Annotated in this window: 19 protein-coding genes; 7 read left to right on the top strand and 12 right to left on the bottom strand. The window is 54.3% G+C overall.

Annotated features, from left to right (window positions below):
• Nucleotides 1-149: 149 nt before the first annotated feature.
• Nucleotides 150-2,585 carry a GcvT family protein gene (locus tag ABLO27_RS05615; RefSeq protein ID WP_353031142.1) on the bottom strand — a complete coding sequence of 812 codons (2,436 nt, stop codon included), beginning with the start codon at nt 2,583-2,585 and terminating at the stop codon, nt 150-152.
• Between the two features lie 113 nt (nt 2,586-2,698).
• Nucleotides 2,699-3,670: a LysR family transcriptional regulator gene (locus ABLO27_RS05610; RefSeq protein ID WP_353031140.1), complete on the bottom strand. Its 972-nt coding sequence runs from the start codon at nt 3,668-3,670 to the stop codon at nt 2,699-2,701.
• A gap of 351 nt (nt 3,671-4,021) precedes the next feature.
• Here ABLO27_RS05610 and ABLO27_RS05605 point away from each other — a divergent pair, with 351 nt between their 5' ends.
• The 6 genes from ABLO27_RS05605 to ABLO27_RS05580 all read left to right on the top strand — a co-directional run bounded on the left by ABLO27_RS05605 (nt 4,022) and on the right by ABLO27_RS05580 (nt 12,749).
• Nucleotides 4,022-5,086, top strand: coding sequence for a LacI family transcriptional regulator (locus ABLO27_RS05605; RefSeq protein WP_353031138.1), 1,065 nt, complete (start codon nt 4,022-4,024; stop codon nt 5,084-5,086).
• Nucleotides 5,087-5,127: 41 nt separating this feature from the next.
• A complete protein-coding gene (locus tag ABLO27_RS05600) occupies nt 5,128-5,874 on the top strand; it encodes a transporter substrate-binding domain-containing protein (RefSeq protein ID WP_353031136.1) in 747 nt (248 codons plus the stop codon).
• A gap of 94 nt (nt 5,875-5,968) precedes the next feature.
• On the top strand, nt 5,969-7,618 hold the full coding sequence (locus ABLO27_RS05595; protein WP_353031134.1) for an amino acid ABC transporter permease: 1,650 nt from the start codon (nt 5,969-5,971) through the stop codon (nt 7,616-7,618).
• On the top strand, nt 7,599-8,999 hold the full coding sequence (locus tag ABLO27_RS05590) for a GH1 family beta-glucosidase (RefSeq protein ID WP_353031132.1): 1,401 nt from the start codon (nt 7,599-7,601) through the stop codon (nt 8,997-8,999). Before ABLO27_RS05595 ends, ABLO27_RS05590 begins: the two co-directional genes overlap by 20 nt.
• Nucleotides 9,000-9,710: an SDR family oxidoreductase gene (locus ABLO27_RS05585; RefSeq protein WP_353031130.1), complete on the top strand. Its 711-nt coding sequence runs from the start codon at nt 9,000-9,002 to the stop codon at nt 9,708-9,710.
• A 15-nt stretch (nt 9,711-9,725) separates the two neighbouring features.
• Nucleotides 9,726-12,749: an aminotransferase class III-fold pyridoxal phosphate-dependent enzyme gene (locus ABLO27_RS05580; protein ID WP_353031128.1), complete on the top strand. Its 3,024-nt coding sequence runs from the start codon at nt 9,726-9,728 to the stop codon at nt 12,747-12,749.
• Between the two features lie 105 nt (nt 12,750-12,854).
• Here the strand turns inward: ABLO27_RS05580 and ABLO27_RS05575 are convergent, their stop codons facing one another.
• From ABLO27_RS05575 to ABLO27_RS05550, 6 genes are all read right to left on the bottom strand, one after another.
• Nucleotides 12,855-13,844 (bottom strand): LacI family DNA-binding transcriptional regulator, encoded by a 990-nt coding sequence (locus ABLO27_RS05575; protein ID WP_353031126.1) that lies wholly within the window; start codon nt 13,842-13,844, stop codon nt 12,855-12,857.
• 102 nt (nt 13,845-13,946) lie between these two features.
• Entirely contained in the window at nt 13,947-14,675 is a 729-nt protein-coding gene (locus tag ABLO27_RS05570) for a ThuA domain-containing protein (RefSeq protein WP_353031124.1), read from the bottom strand.
• A gap of 23 nt (nt 14,676-14,698) precedes the next feature.
• Nucleotides 14,699-15,778 carry an ABC transporter ATP-binding protein gene (locus ABLO27_RS05565; protein WP_353031122.1) on the bottom strand — a complete coding sequence of 360 codons (1,080 nt, stop codon included), beginning with the start codon at nt 15,776-15,778 and terminating at the stop codon, nt 14,699-14,701.
• Nucleotides 15,779-15,799: 21 nt separating this feature from the next.
• Nucleotides 15,800-16,714 carry a carbohydrate ABC transporter permease gene (locus tag ABLO27_RS05560; RefSeq protein WP_353031120.1) on the bottom strand — a complete coding sequence of 305 codons (915 nt, stop codon included), beginning with the start codon at nt 16,712-16,714 and terminating at the stop codon, nt 15,800-15,802.
• Nucleotides 16,715-16,716: 2 nt separating this feature from the next.
• Nucleotides 16,717-17,607 carry a carbohydrate ABC transporter permease gene (locus ABLO27_RS05555; RefSeq protein ID WP_353031118.1) on the bottom strand — a complete coding sequence of 297 codons (891 nt, stop codon included), beginning with the start codon at nt 17,605-17,607 and terminating at the stop codon, nt 16,717-16,719.
• A 102-nt stretch (nt 17,608-17,709) separates the two neighbouring features.
• A complete protein-coding gene (locus tag ABLO27_RS05550) occupies nt 17,710-19,005 on the bottom strand; it encodes an ABC transporter substrate-binding protein (protein ID WP_353031116.1) in 1,296 nt (431 codons plus the stop codon).
• A gap of 195 nt (nt 19,006-19,200) precedes the next feature.
• Here ABLO27_RS05550 and ABLO27_RS05545 point away from each other — a divergent pair, with 195 nt between their 5' ends.
• Nucleotides 19,201-20,208 carry a Gfo/Idh/MocA family protein gene (locus ABLO27_RS05545; RefSeq protein WP_353031114.1) on the top strand — a complete coding sequence of 336 codons (1,008 nt, stop codon included), beginning with the start codon at nt 19,201-19,203 and terminating at the stop codon, nt 20,206-20,208.
• Nucleotides 20,209-20,380: 172 nt separating this feature from the next.
• On the opposite strand, the gene ABLO27_RS05540 is transcribed toward ABLO27_RS05545, so the two are convergent.
• From ABLO27_RS05540 to ABLO27_RS05525, 4 genes are all read right to left on the bottom strand, one after another.
• Entirely contained in the window at nt 20,381-21,430 is a 1,050-nt protein-coding gene (locus tag ABLO27_RS05540) for a 2-oxoacid:ferredoxin oxidoreductase subunit beta (protein ID WP_353031112.1), read from the bottom strand.
• A complete protein-coding gene (locus ABLO27_RS05535) occupies nt 21,430-23,310 on the bottom strand; it encodes a 2-oxoacid:acceptor oxidoreductase subunit alpha (protein ID WP_353031110.1) in 1,881 nt (626 codons plus the stop codon). The genes ABLO27_RS05540 and ABLO27_RS05535 overlap by 1 nt, the downstream gene beginning before the upstream one ends.
• A complete protein-coding gene (locus tag ABLO27_RS05530; RefSeq protein ID WP_353031108.1) occupies nt 23,307-25,097 on the bottom strand; it encodes an FAD-dependent oxidoreductase in 1,791 nt (596 codons plus the stop codon). The genes ABLO27_RS05535 and ABLO27_RS05530 overlap by 4 nt, the downstream gene beginning before the upstream one ends.
• Before the next feature lie 351 nt (nt 25,098-25,448).
• Nucleotides 25,449-25,760, bottom strand: a complete 312-nt coding sequence (locus ABLO27_RS05525; RefSeq protein WP_353031106.1) for a hypothetical protein — start codon at nt 25,758-25,760, stop codon at nt 25,449-25,451.
• Nucleotides 25,761-25,910: the final 150 nt, after the last annotated feature.

Here is a 25,910-nt window from a genome sequence, read left to right as displayed (position 1 = left end):
CGATTTGTCGAGGAAAGCTTGCCGAACGGATTTTATGGCGGGGTGCCAAAGTAGATCGAAGTTTGAAACAGACGAAAGTGCGATTTTTCGGGAGGCTCAAAACAGCCATATGGCAAAGCGCAAACGCATTCTTCTTCCGGTGTTTTGATCTAGCCACGAACGAGCGTAAAGGTCGGATCGTAGGGTGAGAATGGAATGACTTTGGTACTTACCGAATTTCCGCAAAGATCCAGTTGCAGCAATGTTCCGTTCTCCGCGAAGGTCGGATCAACAAATGCATAGGCAAGGTTTTTTCCGACCCTGTGTCCCCACTCTCCGGAGGTGACTGTTCCAATGACCCGATCTCCGTCCATCAGGGAGCTTCCCTTGTGAGCGGGTGTGTCTGAGCTGTCGACAAGCAGGGTGACCAGTTTTCTGCGCGCCCCATTCTCTTTGCGTTTTAGAAGGGCGGCTTTGCCAACAAAATCTCCCTTATCGAGTTTCACAAATCGGTCCAACGAGGTCTCATACGGGTCGAACTCGGTGATGAGGTCCGCTTTCCAATGAAGGAAACCTTTTTCCATACGCATGGATTCCACAGCCCGTGCCCCAAACATTGAAAGGTCGTGTGCCTTACCAGCCTCACGCAACGCCAGATAGGCAGCGTAAAGCGACGCGTTGGGAACGTGGATCTCGTACGCGAGTTCCCCGCAATAGCTGACACTCATCACTGTAGCCGGAGCGAAACCAATGAATGTTTCGCGCACGGATAGCCAGGGAAAAACTTCTGGTGACCAGTTTCCACGAGCGCAGGCACCAAGAACCTCGCGGGCCTTGGGGCCGGCGAGCACAAGGATCGTCTGATCATTGGTGAGAGAGCGGATCTGAACGTCTTCTCCGGAGCGGAGGTGGTGCTGAAGCCAGTCCATATCGTGGTACTCGCTCGCAGCCGCTGAGCCATACCAAATGCGTTCCGGGCCGTGGTCACTTGCCGGCAGGTTTGCGATCGTTGCTTCCGTTTTGATCATGCCGTGATGGTTCAGCAGATAACCTAGTCCGACGCGGCCGACCCGTCTTGTGACGTTTCCGCAGATCATTCTATCCAGAAACATATGGCGGTCCGTTCCCGTGATCTCCAGGCGGTTGAAACCGTTCACCTCACACAGACCGGCATTTTCCTGAATGTTTCGGATCTCGCCCGCGACCACTTCAAAGGCTTCATCAAAATCGAAGGTCAAGCTCGGATTGAACTCCGGGGTCGGTTTGAAATAGTCCGCGCGCTCCCAACCGTTGACGACAGTGAATTCTGCTCCTTCGGCGGCCAGAACGGGTGTAAGCGGTGTCGTTTTTGCAGGTCGACCGGCGGGGCGGTGTTCATGAGGGAAGTGAAAGCGGAATTCGTTTTGGTAGTCCTCCATGGCCTTCAACGAAGTCAGTTCAACATTGGCATGGCCGGTGAAGCGACGGGGGTCGATGCACCAGGTATCGTAGCAGGCTTCCCCGTGAACGATCTGTTGTGCGAGCAGCCAACCCAGTCCGCCGCCTTCGCCGAGTCCCGCCCGCAACCCAATTATGCAAAATGCGTTTCGAATTCCTGGTATGGGGCCGACGAGCGGCGCACCGTCGATCGTGTAGGTAATCGGACCATTCACAATCGAATGAATTCCAACCTCCATCAATGAAGGCATTCGGGCAAATGCACCTTCCAGGACATCCGTGACACGATCGAGGTCGTCCGGACAAAGGGCGTTGACGAAGTGTGGGGAAATGCCGTCCATCCCCCATGGCTTGCACTCCTGCTCGTAAAATCCGACAAGCAAACCGTTCTTTTCCTGACGGCAGTAATAGTCGCTGATCGGGCAGCGGATCAGAGGCATTCGGTAATCTGCTTGCCGGATCAGCGGGATTTCCTCAGTCAGAAAGTATTGATGTTCCATCGATGCGACCGGGTGGTGCACACCCATCATGGCGCCGATTTCGTTGACCCTGTAACCCCCAGCGTTGACGATGATGTCACAGTCGATGGTTCCATTCTCGGTCTCCACCGACCAGGTGCCGTCTGTGCGTTGACGCAACCCGACGACCGGGGTGTTGCGATAAATTACGGCACCAGCTTTCCGGGCACGGCGTGCGAGGGCCTGGCACAATTGTGCGGGATCGATGTCTCCATCCAGAGGATCCCATAAACCGCCGATCAGGTTGTCGGTGGAAATCAAGGGATGACGGCGCGCGCATTCCTCGGCGTCGATGACTTCAAAATGCACGTCCATTCCACGTGCCATGGAGGCGAAATGCCGGTAACCCTTCATCTGTTCTTCGGTGTTGGCAAGACGCATGCCGCCGTCAGCGTGGTGATAGTTGATCGGGTAGTCCGGATCGTCTGCGAGTTCCTTGTAAAGCTTGATCGAGTGGGACTTGAGGCCAACCATGGTTTGGTTGACGCCAAAGTTGGTAACCTGTGCCGCCGAATGCCAGGTCGTTCCGCTGGTAAGCTCGTTTCGCTCAATCAGAACCACATCGGTCCAGCCTTCACGGGTGAGGTGATAGAGCGTTGAACAGCCAGCAATCCCGCCACCGATAACAACAACTTTGGTTCGCGACTTCATGAACTTGGCCTCTGTTTCAAGATGCCCTTGATGAATTCGAACTGATACCGTGTTGGCAATCAAAAGGGATGTTTGTTTGAAAAAATCGGAATTCGGTTGCGAAATTTTCGAAATTAGGAAATCAGTTCAAAACTGTCCTTCAACCAGGGGGCGGATCGGTGAAGCGGCGAGATAGCGTGCCGCGAGACCAATTCACGCAATTTGCTGTCGATAAGGCCAAAGACCGATTGAGCACAATCAGGCGTGGTAACAACGGATAGGGTTCGGGAAAAGCTTTTGCCCGGGAACCTGATCAGCTTGATCTGACTTTGAAAACGCTTTGCCCGTGAAAACATGAGTGGCGTTGTGATCGTCCACCCGGCACCGGCAGCAACCATTGCCATGAGTGTCTGATTGTTCCCGCATTCGAAACGGTTGGGCAGCGCAAGACCCAGCCTGTTGAGTTGCGACTCAATTTGTCTGGCAACCATCAGGTTCTTGGAGAAACGAAGAAAGGGAAGGTCTGCTTTGCCTGCCAAGACATCAGACACTTTCCGTTCGGTAGCCCCAGGCATGACCATAACAAAAGGATCACGCAGGAACGGCCGGTCAACCAGGTCATGCGAACGGTTGGTAGGCGTGGTTGTGATACCCAGATCGAGTTGCCGGTTGTGAAGCAGTTCAAGCACTGCGTGGCTGAAATCCGTCATGTAGAGGAAGTCGCAATGCGGCATTTTGGTGGACAGATGCACAGCAAGGTCCGGAATGATGTCGCTGTCCAGATCCTCGATCGTACCAAGCCTGAGATAGCTCGCCTCAGAGGCCTCACCCGCCACGGCTTCAGCAGTGGCCTTTCTTATTGAATGAAGGGCACTGTCGATGTTTCTGAGAAATGCCTGGCCTTTTGGCGTCAACAGCATTGGGCGGCGTTTGTGGTTGAAGAGCTCGATGCCCAAACTTGTTTCAAGCGAACGCAGGTGGTGGGAAATGGTGCTGGTCGATAACCCTGTTTCTTCGGCAGCCTCCAGCAAGGATCCCTTTCTCGCTACGGTTTGAAACAGTTCCAGTCCCTTCAGACTGAGATCCTTGCGCTCGGCCTTGGTCATCTAAACTCCTTTTTTTGCGCTGCTTCAGCAAGTCTGACTGAAACCGTTTGTCATCGAAGAGATGGCCGCCCGACCATTGCCTGTGTTCCGGGAAAGTTAGAGCCGGATATTCCTGAATGTCCAAGGAATTTGATCCGGTGCCAATCGGTAGACGTGTCATCGAGAACAGGAGCAGTTGGGGTTTCTGCCATCCGGGAAGTGGCCTGCGTTCCCCCAGTCTCAACCCATTCAATAAACGCACATGAGTTTGGATGCAGTCGAAAATGTCAATAAAAACGTTTTTATTTTGTTTGAAAACGTTTTTATTAGGTGTTAACGATCTAAACGAGTTCGGGTCAACCGGGGGATTTTATGTCTGACCGATCACGAAACAGCCGCCGCTCTCCGCCAACGATCAAGACGCTGGCGGATCTTAGTGGCTATTCCATCGGGACCATTTCCAAGGCCTTGCGCGGATCTCCTGTTGTGGCTCCGGCCACCAAGGAAGCAATTTTGAAGATCGCTGAGGAAGTGGGGTACCAGGCCAATGCCAGGGGCATGGCGCTGCGTACGGGCAAGACTTACCAGGCCGCTGTTTTGATGCCTGTTACAGCGGTATCCGACTACGAATGGGACGGTGTCGAATATACCCAGATCCTGAGTGGTCTTAGTCAGTCGCTTGAAGGCAGTGAATACCGGATGTCCGTTTTAACGATCCGGGATGCGGAAGACGGCCTGGAAGCCGCACGCAGAGTTGTTGATCTAGGGTTGGCCGACGGACTGATTTTTTCCGGAATTCTTCAGGACGATCCGAGGATCAACTTTCTCGTGGATGCCGGGTTTCCCTTTGTGTCTCTCGGGCGCTGCAGAAGGGAGCTGGATTACGCTCATGTGGACGTCGATAACGAATGGGCTTCTCATGCGGCCACTCAAAGGCTGATCTCCGGCGGGCATCGCAGGATTGCGCTTATCAATCCAAGATCCGAGCTTTGTTATGCAGCGGATCGTGTAGACGGCTTCGTGCGCGCCTTTGAAGAAGCAGGCCTGTCCGCTTCCATCGATCTGATTGTCGGGGGAGATTTGTCCACTCGGTTCGGTCGGGAAAGCGCCCTGGACCTCATCGAACGAAATGATCCGCCAACGGCTTTTGTTTGCGTCAACGAATCGACCACTCTCGGCGTTTTGTCCGGTTTGCGAGATGCGGGCATGTCAATTGGATCTGACGTTGATGTCATCGCGTACGACGACATCAACGTCAGCGCCTATTTCACACCGCCAATAACGACATTTTATCAACCGATCGAGGTGCTTGGCCGCACCCTCGGACAATTTCTGCTGAAGCGAATGGCCGGAGAGGAGCCGGGCGCGCTGAAGCAGGTTTTCAGACCAAAACTGATTGCACGTCAATCGGATGATCTCGGGAAGAAGCAGGTCTGAAAAACAACTGGGGCAAACCCAACTTGCAGAGGAGGAATAACATGAAGCGTTTTCTCACAGCTGTCGCAGTGACTGTTCTTGTGTCCGGTGCAGCAGTTGCCGCGGATCTTGGAGGTGCTCATTTGAAAGTCGGTTCAGACACGACAAGCCCGCCAATGGAAAGTGTCGATCCGGCAACCGGAAAGATCGTGGGTTTCGATGTGGATGTGGTGAACGCAATTTGCGCCAAGATCAATTGCACAGCGGAGTTCGTCACCACCGGATGGGATGGTATCTTCGCAGCGTTGCAACAGGGAGAGTTTGATCTGGTTGCATCCGGCGTGTCGATCACCGACGAACGCAAGAAATCGATGGACTTCACCAATCCCTACATCGTGACTGGGCAGGCTGTCCTGATGCGGGTCGAGGATCAGGGATTGACGATCGACGACTTCAAGGCACAGGGCAAAAAGCTGTCGGCGCAAGCAAACACGACAGATGCAATGGTCGCCGCGGACGCCGTCGGCAAAGACAATGTCATTGCCTATGATACATTCAGTGCCTCTGTCATTGCACTCAGAAACAAGGATGTTGATGGCGTGGTGATCAACGGCGCCAACTCCGCTGCCTATGAAAGAGAATTTGCCGGTGAGCTGGTAGTTGGCATTCAGGAGCTGGAATCCGATCCGCTCGGTCTGGTGTTCCGCAAGGGGGATCCGACGGTCGACGCTTTCAATGAAGGGCTCGCAGCCATCAAGGAAGACGGATCTCTGGATCAATTGGTCGACAAGTATTTCGGCATCAACTGATCGTTAGACTTGCATTTCCGGCGCTGCAGACAGGTTTTGTCGCGCCGGAGAAGCATGAGTGCCCCTGTCGAAACCAGACATGCCGGAGGCATGAATGTCATTCCTGAAACGGGTGCGGCCGAGCAACCTTATCATTCTCGCCGCATTACCTTTCATCATCTATCTTTTCGCCTCATCGGCAAATTACCAGCGGTCCTTGAGAGCCATTGTGGGGATCGAAGACGGTTCGGGTGCTTTTGTGCCCGGCTTTCTTTTGCTCACACTTGCGTTCGTCAGTGGATTGGCTGTGCTGATTTTTTCCCGCGACACCGCCAGGTGGCCTCAGTTGGCGATCGTTTCCGCGATCGTGAATTTCGGGACTGCGGTCGTGATCCTGCTCGGCGATATCGTTCATCCCTTTGCAGCTTCGGTGGTGGCGAACGGTGTCGATCCCTTCACCTCGGACCTTGTCGTGCGGGGCGTTACACCGAGACAATTGACCGAAGCCGCAGAAGAGATGGTTGGTAATGTCGAAAGGACCCTTAACGGCATCTATCTCGTCGCAACAGTCATAGGGTTAGGCCTGATGTTGCCGGGCCGGTTTGTTTTACAAAACGTCCGGCTTAGGAAGAGCGGTTTCTGGCTCCTGTTGCTGATCAACGGGTTCGGTTTCTCGTTTCTGTTCTTTTATGCCCATATCGCATTTGCAGCGGGCGTTGCGACAACGATCCGCGCTGCGATTATCGCCTATATGCTGGCTGCCATATTGGGGCTGGTCTGGGTAGGGCTTCTGCAACTTCATTACACAAGACGGACAACGGCGATCTTTTCAGCCGCGACCGTTCTGTTGATTGCGGTATCCGCATGGTTTCTGACACAGCCCAAAGACACCTATGTTCTAACAGGTACGCTCGACGGTCGTGTCGCAGTCATCGCAGGCACTCCATCTTCCGTGATTGGAGCCGTCAGATACGGCGAGTTTCCCGGGTCACCCGAAAGGGAGGTTTCGCTTCGCACCTACCGGGATGCCGATCTCGCACTTGCCGCGATCGAAAAGGGGCCAGGCGTAAGCGCGGCGATGATCCCGCAAGCCGACGTCCCGGAAGGATGGCCGACAATCTGGAGCACTGAGGCGCTCAACGATCGGGACCGGTCGGTCGGCGTAACACTTGTTGTCCTGAGCATTGTCCTTGGACTGCTGACTTTTGGTGGCTTCTTGCACAAACGGCATCCATTGGCCATCGGATCGGAATTCATCGTCGACACGATAAGAGGGATACCGATGCTGGTGATCGTCCTCTATGTGGGACTGCCGCTCAGCGGCGCACTCAAGGACGCGACACAGGGCGTGCTCGATCCACCAAATCTGGTGCGCGGCATTTTCGCGATGGGACTGGCTTATTCGGCCTATCTCGCCGAGATCTTCCGCTCGGGTATCAACGCTATCCCGCAAGGCCAGATAGAGGCGGCCTACAGCATTGGTCTCAATCGCTGGCAGACGGCGCGCCTTGTCATTTTGCCTCAGGCCTTCCGGATCATCATCCCGCCGCTCGGCAACGAACTGATTGCGATCCTCAAGGACACTTCATTGCTGTCCATCCTGTCGATACGTGACATCACCCAGCGCATGCGTGAGTTTCAGGCAGCGAGCTTCCTGCCTTTCGCTCCCTACAACTCGGCGGCCATCTTCTACATTTTCCTGACGCTTGCAGCGGCGAGCCTCATCAACACGATTGAAAGAAAATATGACATCAAGCATCGATAGAGAGAGAGCGCAATTGCGCGCCCGCGCGGAGTCGATTGTCTTTCCGAAAGGCTTCGTATTTGGTGCTGCAACCTCAGCCTATCAGTTCGAAGGCGCTCATAACGAGGATGGCAAGGGAGAAAGCATCTGGGACAGGTTTTGTCGCCAGCCAGGTGCAATCATTGACAAGACCACCGGTGACGTTGCCTGTGACCACTACCATTTGTGGCAGGAAGACATCGCCCTGATGCGGGACATGGGACTGGATGCCTATCGGTTTTCGATTGCCTGGACCCGCCTGTTGCCTGAAGGACATGGTTCGATAAACCAGAAAGGCATTGCCTTTTACGACCGGTTGATCGACGGGCTGCTGGAAGCGGGAATAACACCCTTTGCAACGCTTTATCATTGGGATTTGCCGCAAGCACTCCAGGACAGGGGCGGGTGGTACAATCGTGAGACAGCACAACATTTTGCTGACTATGCAGAGGTTGCCGCAGCAGCGTTTGGTGATCGGGTGAAGTCCTGGACCACGCTCAATGAACCCTGGACCTTTTGTTGGTCAGGTCATGCCAGTGGTGAAGACGCCCCGGGTTTCAAGGACGGTGCAAAGGGGGGCGCAACAGCCGCCCATCATGCTCTGCTGGCTCACGGTCTGGCGGTTCCCCGTATCCGTGAAACGGTCCCTGATGCTTCTGTCGGTATTGTGTTTGATCTGAACGTTGTCGAACCTGCTTCGGATTCTCCGGCTGACAAAAGGGCCGCCAGCCATTTCGAGGGCGCGCAAAACCGATGGTTTCTGGATGCGGTGTTCAAAGGCGAATACCCGCAAGACATGCTCGAGTTGTTCGCCGATCTGCTGCCTGAAATCAAACAGGAAGACAACAAGATCATCGCAGCTCCGATCGATTATCTCGGCGTGAATATCTACCGGCGTTCGGTCATTGAAGAAGGCGACGAGTGGGCACCGCTGAACTTCGCCAGGGTTCAGCCTGAGGGTATCTATTCAGAGGTCGAATACGAAATCTGGCCGCGATGCATCTATGACATTCTGGGTTACGTTCATGAGAACTATGGTCCAAAGGAAATTTTCATCACGGAAAATGGGGTAGCGACAAAGCCCGAAACCGTTTCGGAAGATGGACGTGTCTGGGATGATTTAAGAGCGAAGTATTACGTCGATCATCTTGATTATGTCGTCAAAGCAGCGTCTGAGGGCGTGCCGGTAAAAGGGTATTTTGCCTGGACGCTGACCGACAACTTCGAGTGGGCATACGGGTACACGACCCCATTCGGCATCACGCATGTAGATTTCGAGACACAGAAACGAACGATAAAGTTCAGCGGTGAGCTCTACGGATCAATGGCTCGCCTTTCAAAGACCCAGTCTGGAAATGACTGAATGACTGGAGAGCAAGCGCAATTCGGAAGTGAACAGGAAAGAGTTCTGATTACCGGAGCCTCTCGTGGTCTCGGGCGCGAGCTGGCTGCCCGGTATGCTGCAAGAGGTGCGCATGTTCTGGCCGGTGTGCGGAACACCAATCTCAGCGACAGACTGGAAGGTGTCGACTATTTCGAGTTGGACGTCACAGATAGCAGTTCCATTGAAAGTCTCGACCACGTTTTCGAAGGAGTTGCCGTCGATTTTGTCATCAATAACGCGGCCATTCGCGGCGATGATGGCGGGCTGGATACGCTCGATGATGAAGAGTTTCTCGAGGTGATGCGGGCCAATGCCTTGAGCGCCTTGCTGGTGACAAGAGCGCTGCTTCCTTCTCTCCGGTCGGGGAAAAGGAAGGTGGTTGCAAACATCAGTAGCCGCTCAGGATCGATGGTCGAAGGAACAATCGACGATGATGACGGCGACTATGCCTATCGATGTTCAAAAGCAGCATTAAACATGGTGACGTGCAAGCTGGCGCATGATCTAAAGGCAAGCGGAATCACGGTAATTTCCCTCCATCCGGGTTGGATCAAAACCGATATGGGAGGTATCCATGCCGAGGTTCCGACATTTGAGAGCGCAATCGGATTGATGAAGGTACTCGATGATATCGAGCTATCGGAGACAGGAAGCTTCAAAGCCTTTGACGGCGCAACAGTCGCGTGGTGAGGATAATTCGGACACATGACGAACAACGCAGCAACGGATGCAAACTCCCTGGCTGGAGTTCAAAATCTTCTGACAGAGATTTACGGTCTTGATGGGGTTGTCAAAAAGCTACCCGGTGAACATGATCTGAACTTTCATGTTCGCACCAGCGATGCCCGTGACTTTCTGTTGAAACTGCACGCTCCCGGCAATGATGCAGAGCTCGATATGCAGGTAGCCGTGTTGGAGCACCTATCCACTCACGCGCCTCAGTTGCCGGTATCCAAGGCCGTTCCGGATCGAAGTGGTTCAACCTTGACGGATGTCGAGTATCTGGGATCGCGTAAAGCCCGCCTTTTGACCTGGCTTGACGGAAATGTCTGGGCAAATGCTGAACGCATTGATGAAGGCGCAGCGCTGTCTCTTGGTGGTTTGCTTGCAGATCTCGATCGATCCCTGGAGTCTTTCCAACATCAAGGGGCCAAACGCATCTACAATTGGGACATTGCTCGTGCGGACAGCCACATAGAAAACCTGCAATTCATTGATGACGATACCAAGAGGCAGGCAGTAGGCGAAACGCTCCAGCAGTTTGCCGATGAACTGTTGCCCCGGCTCAAGAGCTGTGCCCGTCAAGTCATTCACAATGATGCAAATGACTACAATGTGCTGCTGGACGAGAATGGCCAGGTCAGTGGATTGCTTGATTTCGGTGACATGGTTGAGAGCTACCGGGTTGTCGAGATCGCAGTTGCCGCAGCCTATGCCTTGATCGGAGCGAGCGACCCAGTTGGCGTCGTGGCGAATATTGCCGGAGCCTATCATCTCAAGAATCCAATCACTGAGCAGGAAGCTGATCTGATTTTTGGACTGGTCAAGACACGCTATGCGGTCTCCATGTGCATGGCGGCGAAACAGATCAGGGAAAATCCCGAAAACAAATATCTTCTGGTCAGTCAAGCAGATGTCTGGTGCGAGATGCAGCGGCTCAATGCTGAAAATGCGCGACTTGCGGACATGAGGATACGTGCTGCCTGCGGCTTTGCACCTGTAGCGCACGCAAAGCGCGTCGTTCGTTGGCTGGAGATGAACGCTCACACATTTTCGCCTGTCATTCGACCGGAACTCGCGGCACCAAAGACCGTGGTGTTCGATTTCACTCATGCTGCACCCTATGCAACGCAGCTGGCGGAGTTTAGCGGAGCTGAATTTGACGCTTTCTGTGAAGAGCAGATTCACAAAGCAGATGCCGATTACGGTATTGGAATTTATGGCGAAGACAGAACGGTTTACAAAAGCGACGCCTTCGAAATGGGTAGTCCTGAAATTCGCCGTTCGATTCATCTGGGCATCGATATCTTTGCGCCGGATTACGAACCCGTGCATGCGCCTATGGCCGGAACGGTGGCGTTCTATCATGACGACGCCGTTTACAACGGATTTGGGCCTACCATTTTGCTGGAACACGAGACCGGTGATGGTGACAGGTTCTGGACCCTATATGGACATCTTTCCCGACGTGGTTGTGAAAAGCTGACACTTGGCCAGAAGATCGAAAAGGGTGAAGCCTTTGCCGAGTTCGGTCCCAGGGAAGAAAATGGCCAGTGGCCGCCGCATCTTCATTTCCAGATCGTGACTGACCATCTTGGTCTTGAAGCCAGGATGCACGGTGTCGGTGTACGCCAGCAATGGCCGGTCTGGCGCGAGATCAGTCCCGATCCGAGCGTTATTCTGGGGCTGCCGGTTTCAGCTTCTGCCATCGTCGCTCAGGACAAGGCGACCCTTGTACATGAACGGTCCTTGCGGATCGGCAGATCTCTCAGCATTGCCTATTCCGATGCGCCCTTGAAGATTGTCGGGGGAGACGGTTGCTATCTGATCGAGGAGAGCGGCAAGCGCTGGCTCGACATGGTCAATAACGTTTGTCATGTCGGGCATTGCCATCCTCGTGTGGTCGAAGCCGCCCAAACTCAAATGGGGCAACTGAACACCAATTCACGGTATTTGCACGACACTCTGGTCGAGTATTCCCATCGCCTGACGGATCTCTTTCCGGATCCGCTCAATGTCTGCTTCTTTGTGAATTCGGGCAGCGAAGCCAATGATCTGGCGATCAGGCTGGCGCGCGCATACACCGGCAACCGGGATCTGCTGACAGTGGATCATGCCTATCATGGGCATCTCTCAAGCCTGATCGACGTAAGTCCCTATAAATTTGCGGGAAAAGGAGGCGAGGGGTGCCCGTCGCATGTCCACGTCGTTCAGATGCCGGACCTGTACAGAGGGCAATGGCGGTATGGTGACGAGGAGGCAGGCAGGAACTATGCAGAAGATGTCCAGCGCAAGATCGAGGATCTGAAACAGGAAGGGAGGAGCCCGGCGCTCTTCTTCAGCGAAGGCATTTTGGGAACTGGCGGCCAACTTGTTCTGCCGGACGGATACCTTCAGCACGCTTATGAGCACGTGCGCAAGGCTGGGGGATTGTGCCTTGCCGACGAAGTTCAGGTCGGGTTCGGTCGCGTGGGCTCTCACATGTGGGCATTTGAAACCCAGGGTGTAGTGCCCGATATTGTCACGCTTGGAAAGCCGATTGGAAACGGTCATCCGATGGCGGCTGTGATCACAAGCGAGAAAGTTGCAGCAGCATTCGCCAACGGGATGGAGTATTTCAATACGTTCGGGGGCAACCCGGTATCAGCTTCGATTGGTCTTGCGGTTCTCGATGTCATTCGGGACGAAAGACTGAAGCACCATTGTCAGGTAACCGGTGAACGCCTTATGACAGGGGTGAAGGCTCTGGCGAACAAGCACCCGATCATCGGTGACGTCCGCGGCCATGGATTGTTTATCGGCATAGAATTGGTGCGCGACAGGGACACACTCGAACCTGCAGCGGAAGAACTCGATGAGATCATCCGTAGCATGAAGACCCGGCACGGGATCCTTCTGTCCAGTGAAGGTCCGCACCATAATGTGCTGAAGATCAAGCCTCCGGCTCAGTTCAGTTTCGAGGATTGCGACTACTTCCTCAGCGCACTCGATGAAGTTCTGTCAAATTGAATACGGAAGGGCGCTGCCATAGGCGCCTTTCGATCTTATTCGATTTCACAATAATGTGCAAAAACAGTAGTCTGCATGATTTTATTCAACTGATTTTTCAGTTGATCATGCAGTTGTTCCCCAGCGTGCCGTGCAGGTCAATTTCACTCTCTGGGCAGGCTCTTCATTGTTGGAAGCCTGTTGAATCAGATCGATCACAGTATCGATAAATTTGACATGGTCCTGTGCCAGCGTGGTCAGATCGTGACACTCCCAGGCCGCCATGGCGATGCCGTCTTGACCGATGATGGCAAGATCTTCAGGCACATTGCGATTGAGCACTCTGCGGGCGGCGTCACATGCTCCGATTGCCATCACGTCGTTGCCGCAGATAAGGGCGTCTATCTTATGCCGGCGCAACAGCATGATGGCCTCCTTGAAACCGGCGTCATATGTGTAGTCGCCCCGACCAAAAGCCTCAAAGGACAGACCCCGAGCGTTGAGGGCGTTCTCAAACCACTCCTTTCTCTTCTGGTCGATCCAGCTGGATTCCCGGCCAGCGAGATAGGCAAAGTGTTTGCGGCCATCATCCACCACCTTGTTGATGATCTCTTCCGCTGCTGCTGATCCATCTATTTCGATGGTCGATACATCCGGATGATGATGCGGCTCAAGTGTCACCATAATTGGTCTGATCCCGGTGAAGATCTCCAACGCGTCATCGGCAGAAAACATGTCCGAAAAGACGACGACGTGATCGACCTGGTACGTGGAGGCGAGCCTCATCAGGGGCAATCTGTCCTCGATTGCAGCACAGCACAGAATGATCGGCATGAGCTGGCAATCCTGAAGACGATGGACGAGCGTGTCCAGCTCCTCGGATTCGCAAGGGTTTGCAATCGTATTGACCACAACGGCAACCAGCCTTGAGCCTTGACCATGCAGCGTTCGGGCAATGGCGCTTGGCTGGTAGTTGTGTTCGCGAGCGATGGACAGGATCATCTCCCGGGTTGCCTTGTTGATCCGCGCAGTGGGAGAAAAGGCACGGGACACGGTGGCAGAAGAAACACCCGCGAGTTTGGCGAGTTCCTTGGAGGTGATCCGTTTTTTGTTCATTGACTTTTTGTTCTGTCCAGAAGCTGGTTGCAGGGCGGCTGAAGACTATCCTGTTAAACGTCGGACTTCCAATCGTCTTTTGCGCCCTGAAACAGCATTTCCTCAGGTGTGAAGCGGCTCCGGGCGATGCCAGTTTTCAAGAATGCGACCGTCCGTATGTCTTTGTTTCACCCAGTGAATTCCATTGGCGATGACCCGATGGACGAATTTGTTGTGGTAGATCGGAAAGGTTTCGTGACCTGGCCCGAAATAGAAAATCCTGCCTCTCCCGCGTCGGAAGGTGCAGCCACTGCGAAACACTTCGCCGCCACTGAACCATGACAGGAACAGGAGTTCATCAGGTTCCGGAATGTCAAACGGTTCACCATACATTTCGGATTGAGGAACTTCGAAATAGGGGGGCAGTCCTTCGGCGATCGGGTGAGAGGGGGCAACCACCCAGACGCGCTCCAGGTCACCTTCCGGGCGTTCGCGCCAAGCCAGGTTGCAATTTGTCCCCATAAGTCGTCTGAAGAGTTTGGAATGGTGCCCCGAATGCAGAACAACCAGGCCCATTCCCGCAAGGACGCGCTGCTGGATCCGGTCGACGAGTTCATCGCTCACTTCTTCATGAGCCATGTGTCCCCACCACAACAGGACGTCGGTGGATTCAAGCCTGTCTTTGGACAGTCCCTCGTCCGGATCGTCCAGACGTCCAGTGCGAATTTCAAAATCTTCACCCTGTAACCCGGCAACTATCGCTCCATCGATGCCTTCCGGATAGATGGCGGCTACCTCTGGGTGTTCTTTCTCGTGGCGCCCTTCGTTCCATATCGAAACGCGAATTGTCATTGGCAGTTTCCTGTGTTTGACGGTTAGTTGTAGTTGATGGATTTGCCTGTGGTGTCGAAGAGGTGACAGGCCTTCTCGTCGACGCTCAGATGAACCTGGTCTCCGATACGTGCTGTAATGTCGCCATCAACACGGGCGATGATCGGTTCATCGGAACTGCCCAGTGTCAGATAGGTTTCGACACCAAGGCGCTCGACAACCGAAACGTTGGTCGTGATGGCTCCGGGCTGATTGCTGATCCGGAGATGTTCCGGTCTGACGCCCACCTGAACCCTGTCACCGTCGGCAGCAGCCAGGCTTTCAGGAAGTTTGAACACCCAACCATTGTCGACCCTTGCCTCAACGGCAGAACTGCCGGAACGATCGATTGTTGCAGGCAATAGATTCATGCGCGGCGAGCCGATGAAGGTGCCGACAAAGGTATTTGCGGGTTTCTTGTAGAGCTCGATCGGAGGTGCACACTGGGCGACTTCTCCGTCTTTCAAGACGACAATTCTGTCGGCCATCGTCATGGCCTCGACCTGATCGTGTGTCACGTAAATCACAGTCGCAGACAGCTCCTGATGAAGTCGCTGCAGCTCGGCCCGCATCTGGACCCGGAGAGAGGCATCGAGATTACTGAGCGGCTCGTCGAAGAGAATGACCGATGGCTTTTTGATGATTGCCCGACCGATCGCAACTCTTTGACGTTGACCACCCGACAGGGCGGCGGGACGGCGATCAAGCAGGTCGGAAAGCTGAAGTTTCTCCGCAACTTCTTCCACTTCGCGGCGAATTTTTTCCTTGGAAACTTTTTTCAGGTCCAGGGAAAAACCGATGTTCTGAGCAACCGTCATGTGCGGATAAAGTGCGTATGACTGAAACACCATCGCGATCCCTCGCTTGTCGGGCGCGATTTCATTCATGACCTTGCCGTCGAGAAGAAACTCACCGGAATTGATTGACTCAAGGCCGGCGATCAGTCGAAGCAAGGTTGATTTTCCGCAACCGCTGGGGCCTACAAAGACGGCAAACTCGCCATCTTCGATATGAATGTCCACGCCCTTGATTACGTCGACGGGGCCAAACGATTTGCGGATGTCTTTAAGTTCAATGGTCGCCACAAGACGTTCCTTTCTTGTCGATTATCCCTTGACGCCGCCACTGAACGTCTGGACGAGAAACCTTCTTGCGAAACCGAAGGCAATTACGGCGGGCAGGGTGTAGATAACGGCAAGCGCGGTCATGAAGCCGTAGTCGAGTTGATTGACGCGCATGTAGGCGCGGAACAGTCCGAGCGGCAGCGTTTGCAGTTCTGTCGAAGAGAGAAAGATCAACGGCATCAGGAAGTCGCCCCAGGCCGTGATGAAGGCGAACAATCCAGCAGCACCAAGACCGGGTAGGGCGAGGGGAATGAGCACGCGCCTGATGCGCTGCATTTGTGTTGCGCCGTCCATGAGGGCGGCTTCCTCGTAATCTCGAGGGATCGTGTCGAAGAAGGTCTTCATGATCCACAGCGCGAGCGGCAACTGAGTTGCTGCAAGGACAAGCGTGATGCCGAGATAACCATCGACGAACCCGACGATGTGCATTGTCGGGCGCACCCAGTCGGATGGCATGATCGCCCGGACAACGGTTCCGACAGCGTCGTTCGCTGTAAGAAGAACCTTGTAGAGTGGCACAATCAGGGCTGTCGGAGGCACAACGCGAATGAGGATGATCGTGTAGAGGAAGGGCTGGCGCCACCAACCCCGGCTTCTGGACAGGGCATAGCCGCCCAAACCGCCAAGAACGATGACAATCAGGGTCGCACTGCCGACAATGACAAGTGAGTTGCCAATCCATCTGAAACCGTCGTGTTGACTGAAGATGTTGATGTAGTTGTCGAGGGTCCATTCCTTCGGCCAGGCAAGAAACTGCCCTGGTTCAGGGTCGAGCGATGCCACGAAGACCCAGAGGAAAGGAACTGCACAGTAAAGACTGATGAGCGTGAGGGCACCGTAAGACGCGACATCGGCCGGCTTGATGAGCGTTGTGTTTTGTGTTTCGGCAGTTGCCATGATTACACCTGCACTTTCAGCACGCGGACATATGCAATTCCGATGATCACGGAGATCACCAGCATCACAACGGCGACGGCGGAGCCGAAGCCGAGTTGGAAGGCCGTGAAGGACTGATTGAATATGTAGATTCCGATGATTTCGGTGGCACCGCCCGGTCCACCTCTCGTCAAGGCATAGACAAGGCCGAAGATCGAGATCGTCGTGACCGTCGATACCAGCATGTAGAGGAAGATCGTCGGCATCAGCAGTGGGAGCGTCAGCCGGAAGAAAATCTGTAGGGGTGTTGCGCCATCCATGCGGGCAGCTTCGTAAAGCTCGCTTGAAATGGAGCTGATGCCTGACGTGAGCAGGATCATCGCAAATGCGATGCCACGCCAGGTGTTCACAACGATGATCATCGTCAGGGGGAATGTCGAGAGCCAGTTTTGCGGAGGCACTCCGAACCAGGAAACAATCTGGTTGAGAGTCGCGTTTTCTCCGCCGGCGAGCATTCCCACCCACATGAAACCGGCAACAACTTCCGGAACGGCGTTTGGCATCAGGATGATTGCGTTGACCAGCGTACGAAGTCTGAACGGCCGCCGCAACAGAACCGCCGATATGAGGCCGAGTGCGAACTGGCCGATTATGGCTGATCCCAGAACGAACCAGAACGTCACGAACAAGGAATTCCAGAACCCGCTGTCGGAGAACAGCCGGATGTAGTTGCGCGCGCCGACGAAACGGGGATTGAGCGCACCTGGGCCTGACAGAGCCTCATTGGTGAGGCTGAGATAGATGGAATAAAAGGCCGGGTATATTACCAGTGCACCGAGAAGAAGCACGGAAGGCACCAGCAGCAGCTTGAGACGCCAAGCTGCGTGTTTCTCGTAACTTGCGAGCGTGGTCATGTTTGATTTCCGCAGATGGTCGAGTGCGATGCTGCGAGCGAAGCCGCACGAATGCGGCTTCACCGTTGAGGTGGATCAGGGGGAGGACATCCCTGAAATCACCTACTTGATCGCTTCGTCGCCAAGAAGATTGCGGCTGTATTCGACCAGAATCTCCTGCGCACCGGCAGCGTCGGTTTCCTTGCGAAGCAATGCTTCAGTTGCACGGGCCACCCCCTCAGAAACGACGGAAAATCCTGTCGCGGTTTTCAGGAAGACACCATTATCTACGTTGCCATGAATGGGGACGAGTGCCTTGAGTTTCTGGAAGTCGGCGTTTTGTGCAGCGCCCTTGCGTCCGGGAATGTTTCCGATCCTTTCCGCATAGGCGACGGTTGCATCAACTTCACCAAGCTCAAGCAGAACCTTCTTGGCAAGCTCCGGGTTTGCGGCTTTCGCATTGACTGCCCAGGGGCTGTCGACATCCACAAGCACGTATTGGCCCTCATTCTGTCCAGGAACCGCCCAGGTGCCGACCGCGTTTGTGACGTCCGGGATCGGATTACGGGATTCCGGTCCCCAGTCGTAGATGTAGCACCAGGTGCCGCAAGTGGTCGCGGCGAGATCTCCGGCCGGGAACATCTCGTATTTCGGAATGATCCAGGGTTCTGGGCCCAGAAGTGGGTCGACAGGCATGAGGTCGTTGTTGATCAAGTCGGCATAGAAACCGAAAACATCCTTGATGCCGTCACCGGTCAGGTTGAGCGTGCCGTCGTCGTTAGCGATTTGCGGTGTCGAACTGCCCATGATCAGATAAGTGAAACCTTCGCCGAATGCTCCACCTCCCCAGGTCACGCCGGCAGGGAACATGAGACCGTAGGCACCGGTCTTTTCCTTGATCTCCTTGGCGCGGTCCAGCAATTCAGACCAGTTTTTCGGCTGGTCCGTTGAAATGCCTGCTTTTTCAAGAACGTCGCGGCGGAAGTAGATCTGCTGCACATTCAGCATCGCAGGCAGGACATAGATTTTGCCCTCCGGCGTCGTTACGAGCGCTTTGGCTACGTCGAAAAGATCGTCATATCCGTCCCAGGCCTTCAACTCGTCGCCGACAGGCGCAAGGTATCCGGCTGCCACCATATCGGCGACATCCTGACCGCGCGGTGCCGTGAAGAGATCTGGTGCATTGCCTGCGCGAAGTTCCGTCAGGATTTTCGTCAGATAATCCTTTTCCGGGGCGGGATATTCGACGACTTCAATGGTGACGCCGTATTTGTCTTCAATCGCAGGGACGCTTTCCATCAATGCGTCGATTCGTGCCTGCCGGTGCTCGGCGATTCTAATCGTTTCTGCCGATGCGATTGCCGTGAAAGCCAATAGGCCTACGAGGCAAGTCCCGGCCAAATTCAGTCTCTGAAACATAATCTCCTCCCTAAGAGTTCGTTTCGGAAATTTGACGTTGCAATCTGTTTGCGATACGCAGTGTACACGTTTACACAAATTTGGCAAACTCGAAAACCGAGAAGAAGAATATACATCGAAATAGGCTAGTTTCTGGCAAATTTTTAGGTGTCGTGGAATGTAAACGTGTACAATTGTGATCAGGGAAGGGAAGTCATGTCAGGGTGCGTACGATTGGCGATCGTTGGAGCTGGCTTGAAGGCAGTTGAATATGCGCAAAGCTGGCTTCGAATGTCCGGCATCTCGATTGTTGCAGTTGCCGATACGAGTGCTGCGGCGAGGGATCGCTTCGCGGACCTTTGCCGAGAGGCGGGGGAAACATCACCGGACTTGTTTGAAGACGTGCATTCGCTTTTGGCCAGTTGCCAGGACAGGATCGACGCCGTCTATCTGTCCACCCCCCATGCGTTTCACGCAGAAGGGGCTCTGGCGGTCATCGATGAAGGATTGGATCTTTTGCTCGAAAAACCCATGGTGACGACGCAAGGAGAAGCTCAGTCTCTGATCAGTGCATGCAGCAAAACCAACGCAACTGTTGTCATCGCGTATCAGGGAGGGCTGTCGCCCCTTGTCTCTGACCTTGGCTCCCGGGCCTCCAGGGGCGAGTTTGGTGAACTCATCAGTATTTCCGGGAATATCTGGGAAAACTGGAGCAAGCAATATGGCGGACAGTGGAAGCAGGTGCCCGAGATTTCAGGCGGTGGCTTCATGTTCGACACCGGCGCTCACATGATGAATACCGTCTGTACGTTGGCCAACAACGACTTTGCCAGGGTGTCGGCTTTCATGAACAACCGGAGCAAGGCGGTCGATATCGTTACAGCCGTTGCAGCGCGGCTCAGTAACGGAGCGCTCGTTACATTGAATGCAGTCGGTGATACGCCCTCCAAATGCGAATCTCACATTACGCTTTACTTTACCGAGGCGACTATTCGCGTTGACGCCTGGGGGCAGTGGCGGGAAATCGTGAGGCCGGATGGATCCGTCGATCGGAAAGAAGAAGAAATCGTCGACAATCCCCTTCTGACGTTTTTGGCTATACGAGACGGTAAAATGCCGAACCTATCGCCGGTTGAAAATGGCATGCGTCTGGCCAAACTGTGGGATGCAATCAAGGCATCTGCCGCAGAAGACGGTGTTCCCGTGTCAATTTCGGCCTCATGATTGTCATTTGGCAGGCGGACTGGATTCTGGCAGGGCTGACCGGCCGCAAATGAGACGGAGGGCAGGCGCGCGCACCGGACCTGAGAATTGAAGTCAAATCCGGCATCTGAAACGCGCCGGCGCAATTCAACAGCTTGCGCCGGCGTTTTGTCCAAGCGACTGGACTATGGCGTCAGCGCAGTCCCTCGTTGATACTATCGAGAACTTTGCTTCCCGGGCAGAGTTCGTTTTTGCCCAGTTCATTCAAGGGACGGGATGCAATTTCCAGATTGTTGTTGAGATCTCTCGTGTCGGGATCGAGGAACAGGAGGCCGGTCAGTATCCGGCCTTCATCCTTTGCCTTGTGGATTGCATTCAGCGACTCTATCCGGTTGTCCGTGGCAAAGTCGGCGTCAGCCTTGTGCAGGTAGATAACTGATCCGTCGTGCAAAGTGACGCTCTTGCTGGTTCCTTCGGAGTATTGAGTGCGGATCTCCTCGCGCATGGGAACGAAGTCCAGCGGCATCATCTCCAGATGGTCACGCGTTGCTTCGTAGCTTTTCGTCGATCCAGTGTGGTTGTTGAACGTTACGCAAGGCGAAACAACGTCGATGAAGGCAAATCCGTTGTGCGCCATCGCCGCTCGGACAAGAGGGATCAGCTGCTCTTTGTCACCGGAAAAGCTGCGTGCGACGAAACTTGCGCCTTGCAACAGGGCCAGGCTGGCAAGGTCAATGCCGTCAAATGGGTTGACCTCGCCATACTTGCTTATCGACCCCAGATCGGCCGTGGCGCTGTCCTGCCCTTTGGTGAGACCGTAACAGCCGTTGTTCGCAACGATATAGGTCATGTTGACATTGCGCCGGACCAGATGAACGAACTGCCCCATTCCTATGGATGCCGTGTCGCCGTCTCCGGAAACGCCGATATAAGTCAGGCTGCGATTGGCCAGGCTGGCTCCCGTTGCCACGGAGGGCATGCGTCCGTGCACCGAGTTGAAACCGTGTGACTTGCCCAGAAAATAAGTTGGCATTTTCGAGGAGCAGCCGATGCCGGATATCTTGGCAATCCGGTGAGGAGGGATCGATGACAGAAAGCAGGCGTTTTGAATTGCGGCCGATATACTGTCATGGCCGCAGCCCGCACAAAGCGTCGAAATCGCGCCTTCATAGTCCGCGACGGTGTAGCCAAGTGCATTTTCAGGAAGCCGGGGGTGGCGGAAATTCGGCTTGATATAGGACATCAGGCAGTCTCCGGATGCAGTTGCACCACATCGGCGCTCTTGGTGTTCAGTGTTTGTCGGATCTGGTCTGCGATGGTACGGGCCGTGATCGGGGTTCCGGAATAGTTGAGCACCGAAACCAGCTTGCTCCCGACCACTTCACACTCATTCATGATCAACTGACGCATCTGACCATCGCGGTTCTGTTCGATGACAAACAGAAGATCATGTTCGTCGATAAACTGGTCGAGACTTTCGTGAAAGGGAAATGCTCGAATTCGCATCGTGTTGATGAGATAGCCCTCATCAGCGAGCATCTCCACGGCTTCATAACTTGGCGAAGCGCTTGTTCCGAAGAAAAGTGCACCCAGTTTGAGTTTGGTCTTCGGTTTCTTGACCTCGATAGGCGGATGGGTTTTCGGTCGCGGAACCCATTCCTTTGCTGTTTCGAATTTCCGCAAGAGGCGGTCCACGTTCCTTACATAGTCTTCGCCGCTCTCGGAATAGACGGCAGATTCATTCTTTGAAGAGCCTCGTGTGAAGAATGCCCCTTTGTCCGGATGGGTACCGGGCAGCGTGCGGTAGCAGATACCGTCGCCGTCAACATCCTTGTAGCGTCCCCAGTCTTTGACTTTGTCGAGGGCTTCGGCGTCAAGAACCTTGCCTCTGTCCATCTGGTAATTGTCATCCCACTCCAATGGAGGGGACATCCAGTCGTTCATTCCCAGATCCAGGTCGGACATCATGATGACCGGTGTCTGGAAACGTTCGGCCAGATCAAAGGCCTCCACAGTCATGTCGAAGCATTCGCGGGGAGTGGCCGGAAAAAGCAGGATCTGTTTCGTGTCGCCATGGCTTGCATAAGCGGCCGCCAGAACATCGGATTGTTGACTTCTTGTGGGCATGCCAGTGGATGGACCTGAGCGTTGCACATCGATCAGAACGACAGGTATTTCGGCAAAATAGGCGAGGCCGAGAAACTCACTCATCAGCGACAAGCCAGGACCGGAGGTAGCGGTGAAGGCGCGTGCACCGTTCCAGCCGGCGCCGACAACAACACCCATGGCCGCCAATTCGTCTTCGGCCTGAACGATCGCATAATTCTTCTTGCCGCTACCAGGATCGATCCGCATTCGTTTGGCGTATTTGGAGAATGCGTCCACGACGGATGTCGAGGGGGTAATCGGATACCAGGCAGCCACCGTGGCACCACCATAAATGGCACCAAGAGCCGTGGCCGTGTTTCCATTCATGAGGATGTGCGGGGCCGCAAGAATGTGTTCGGCGATGTTGCCGTTCTTCTTCAGCCGGATTGGCAACGGACAGTCAAAATGGTCCATTGCGTACTGATATCCCATCTCCAGTGCATGGATGTTCGATGAAACCAGCTTTTCCTTGCCCTTGAACTGGTCATGCACCAGTCCTTTCAGAACCGCAAAGTCCATGTCGAGCAACGCCGAGAGTGTTCCAACATAGACGACATTCTTCAAAAGTTGTTGCAGGCGGGGAGGAGAGAACTCTTTCCGGCACATTTCGGTGAAGGGAACACCAAAGTAATGGATGTCGTCGCGCTTGAGATGAGGCGCCAGCGGCTTGGTGTTGTCGTAAACGAAATATCCGCCTAGTTCGATGCTCTGAATGTCTTTTTCCATGCTTTGCGGATTGACGCAGACCATAAGGTCGACACCGCCTCTTCGGCCCAGATAACCACGCGCACTGACCCTGACTTCATACCAGGTCGGCAGACCCTGAATGTTGGACGGAAAGATATTCCTTGGGCTAACGGGTATGCCCATCCTGAAAATGGCTTTTGCAAACAGATGGTTGGCCGAAGCCGATCCAGTGCCGTTGACGTTGGCGAACTTGACGACGAAATCGTTGATGCCCTTTATCCGCTTCATCTCGCGCCTCCAAGATTTGGGGCCGCCTTGGCCGTATTGTAAAAGAACATCTGCATGTCCCAGGCCGCTGTCGGGCACCGTTCAGCGCATAGCCCGCAATGAAGGCAAACATCTTCGTCCTTCACGAGCACCTTTCCGGTCGGCAACGTTTCCGACACGTAAATCGGCTGCTCTTCGTTGGTTGCCGGAACGAGCAATTTGTCTCGCAGTTCAGGTTCCGGGGCGTTTTCAACGAAACTGATACAGGTCGTTGGACAGATATCGGTGCAGGCGTCGCATTCAATGCAGTTGCCAGGTGTGAATACCGTCTGTGCATCACAGTTCAGACATCGTTCGGCCTGAAGGAACGCTGTTTCCAGATCAAAACCCAGTTCGACTTCAAGCGCACGGTTTTTCAGTGCCTTGTCCAGTTCGACGAGCGGTACGGCTTCCCGCTTGTCATCTACTGGTTCGCTGTCGTAACTCCACTCGTGAATGCCCATTTTCTGGCTGACCAGATTCACGTGTGGAGACGGCCGCTCCTTGAGGTCCTTGCCCTGGCAGAACAGGTCGATCGAGATGGCTGCCTGGTGGCCGTGAGCAACTGCCGTGATGATGTTTTCCGGTCCAAAGGCTGCATCTCCGCCAAAGAAAACGTCCGGACGTGTGGACTGGAACGTTACAGCGTCCAGCACAGGCAAGCCGCGGCTGGTGAAATGAACACCGGTGGAGGCCTCTATCCAGGGAAACGCGTTTTCCTGTCCAATGGCGATCAGAACATCATCACAGGGAATGAATTCCGGTTCGTCTCCGGTTGGTACCAGTTCGCGCCGACCATCCTCATGATAGACCGCAGTGACCTTTTCAAAGCGCATTCCGGTGAGCTTGCCATCCTTGACGACAAACTCCTTCGGGACATGATTGTCCAGGATCGGAATGCCTTCGTGAATGGCATCTTCCTTCTCCCAATCCGAGGCCTTCATGTCCGCGAAGGGGGACCGGACTATGACCTTGACGTCGCTTCCACCGAGACGGCGGGAGGTTCGGCAGCAATCCATCGCGGTGTTGCCGCCACCCAACACGATCACACGGTTGCCGATTTTCTTGATGTGCTCGAATGCGACATTCGCCAACCAGTCAATTCCAATATGGATGTTGGCATCGGCTTCCTTGCGACCCGGAAGGTTCGGTAGATCCCGTCCTCTCGGAGCTCCGGTTCCGACAAAGACGGCATCATAATTCTTGTCCAGGATGCTCTGCAGACTGTCGACAAAAGTGTCAAAAGTCGCGTTTATCCCGAGATCAAGAACGTAGCCCACTTCCTCGTCCAGAACGGTTTCAGGCAAACGGAAGGACGGTATTTCCGACCGCATGAAACCGCCACCCTTCGCCTGAGCATCAAAGAGATGCAGCTCGTATCCAAGCGGGGCGAGGTCTCGCGCGACAGTCAGGGAAGCAGGGCCGCCTCCAATGAGGGCGATTTTCTTTCCGTTTGGTTTTCCAGCCGACGGCAATCGATCGCTGATGTCGCTCTTATGGTCGGCGGCGACACGTTTGAGGCGACAAATTGCGACCGGTTCTTCCTCAACCCGTCCGCGCCTGCAGGCAGGTTCACAGGGGCGGTCGCAGGTCCGTCCCAAAACACCGGGAAAGACGTTGCTTTCCCAGTTGATCATGTAGGCGTCCGAATAGCGCTGTTGAGCAATCAGACGGATGTACTCCGGAACAGGCGTGTGTGCCGGGCATGCATATTGGCAGTCGACTACCCGGTGAAAATATTCCGGGTCGCTGGTATTTGTCGGTTTCACACCAGCCTCCTCTCAAGCCGGTAGAACAGTGTACGACTGCATACATTCAATTTTAATAAGTGGTGACTTGTAAAGCCTTGAATTGGAAAAATGTTAATTTTTGCAAGATGCTTGCGGCAAGCGCCTTCACTCGAAATTGAACGAGTAAACAGAGCAAGGACACGTCATGCTGGCAGTCGCGCCTACATCGTTTTCAAAAGAAACGCTGCAACAAAGCTCAGCGAGCCTGGAAAAAGATGATTGCTCTTTACCTACGTGTTGCGCACGAAAAAGTACTTGCAGAAATTTGTCCTGAAGGACGTTAGGGCAGGGACAGGTTCAGCAGTGTTTGTTGGGAAGTGAGCAGAGGACCTACACGCCGCACTGGCGCTTGATCTCAGCAATGCGCTCGTCGATTTTCCGAACGTACTCACCTGATAGCATCTGCAACTTCTTGCGCTCTGTTCCTGTTACGATCCCAAGCAGTGCGCCGGCGGGAATAATCGCTGTTACGTCGCGGACTTGCTGTCTACGAGCATATTCCTTCTCGGAATTAAGCGCCCGTATGTCTCCCTCGGCTGTCGAACAATTGATCGGCTGTGCCGTCGGATCTGATTGAGCGTAACCGGTCGTCGGGATGCCAAAGGTCAGGGTCGCTGCGAGTGCGGGTATGACGAGTCTCATGAGTTCTCCAAACCGATCGAAATCGTAGTGGGACAAAACACGCAATCCTAGTCTTGCTCACAAAGGACAACCTGACAAGAGAAGAGCGGGAGGCGATGTCAATCAAATCCACGGTTCGTAAGTCAGGTTGTTCAATGCTCAATCAGATCT

Origin of the sequence: Roseibium sp. SCP15, assembly GCF_040329435.1 — a bacterium.
Taxonomy (GTDB): domain Bacteria; phylum Pseudomonadota; class Alphaproteobacteria; order Rhizobiales; family Stappiaceae; genus Roseibium.
The sequence above is the reverse complement of the archived record's forward strand: the minus strand, read 5'-3'. Positions and strand labels throughout refer to the sequence as shown.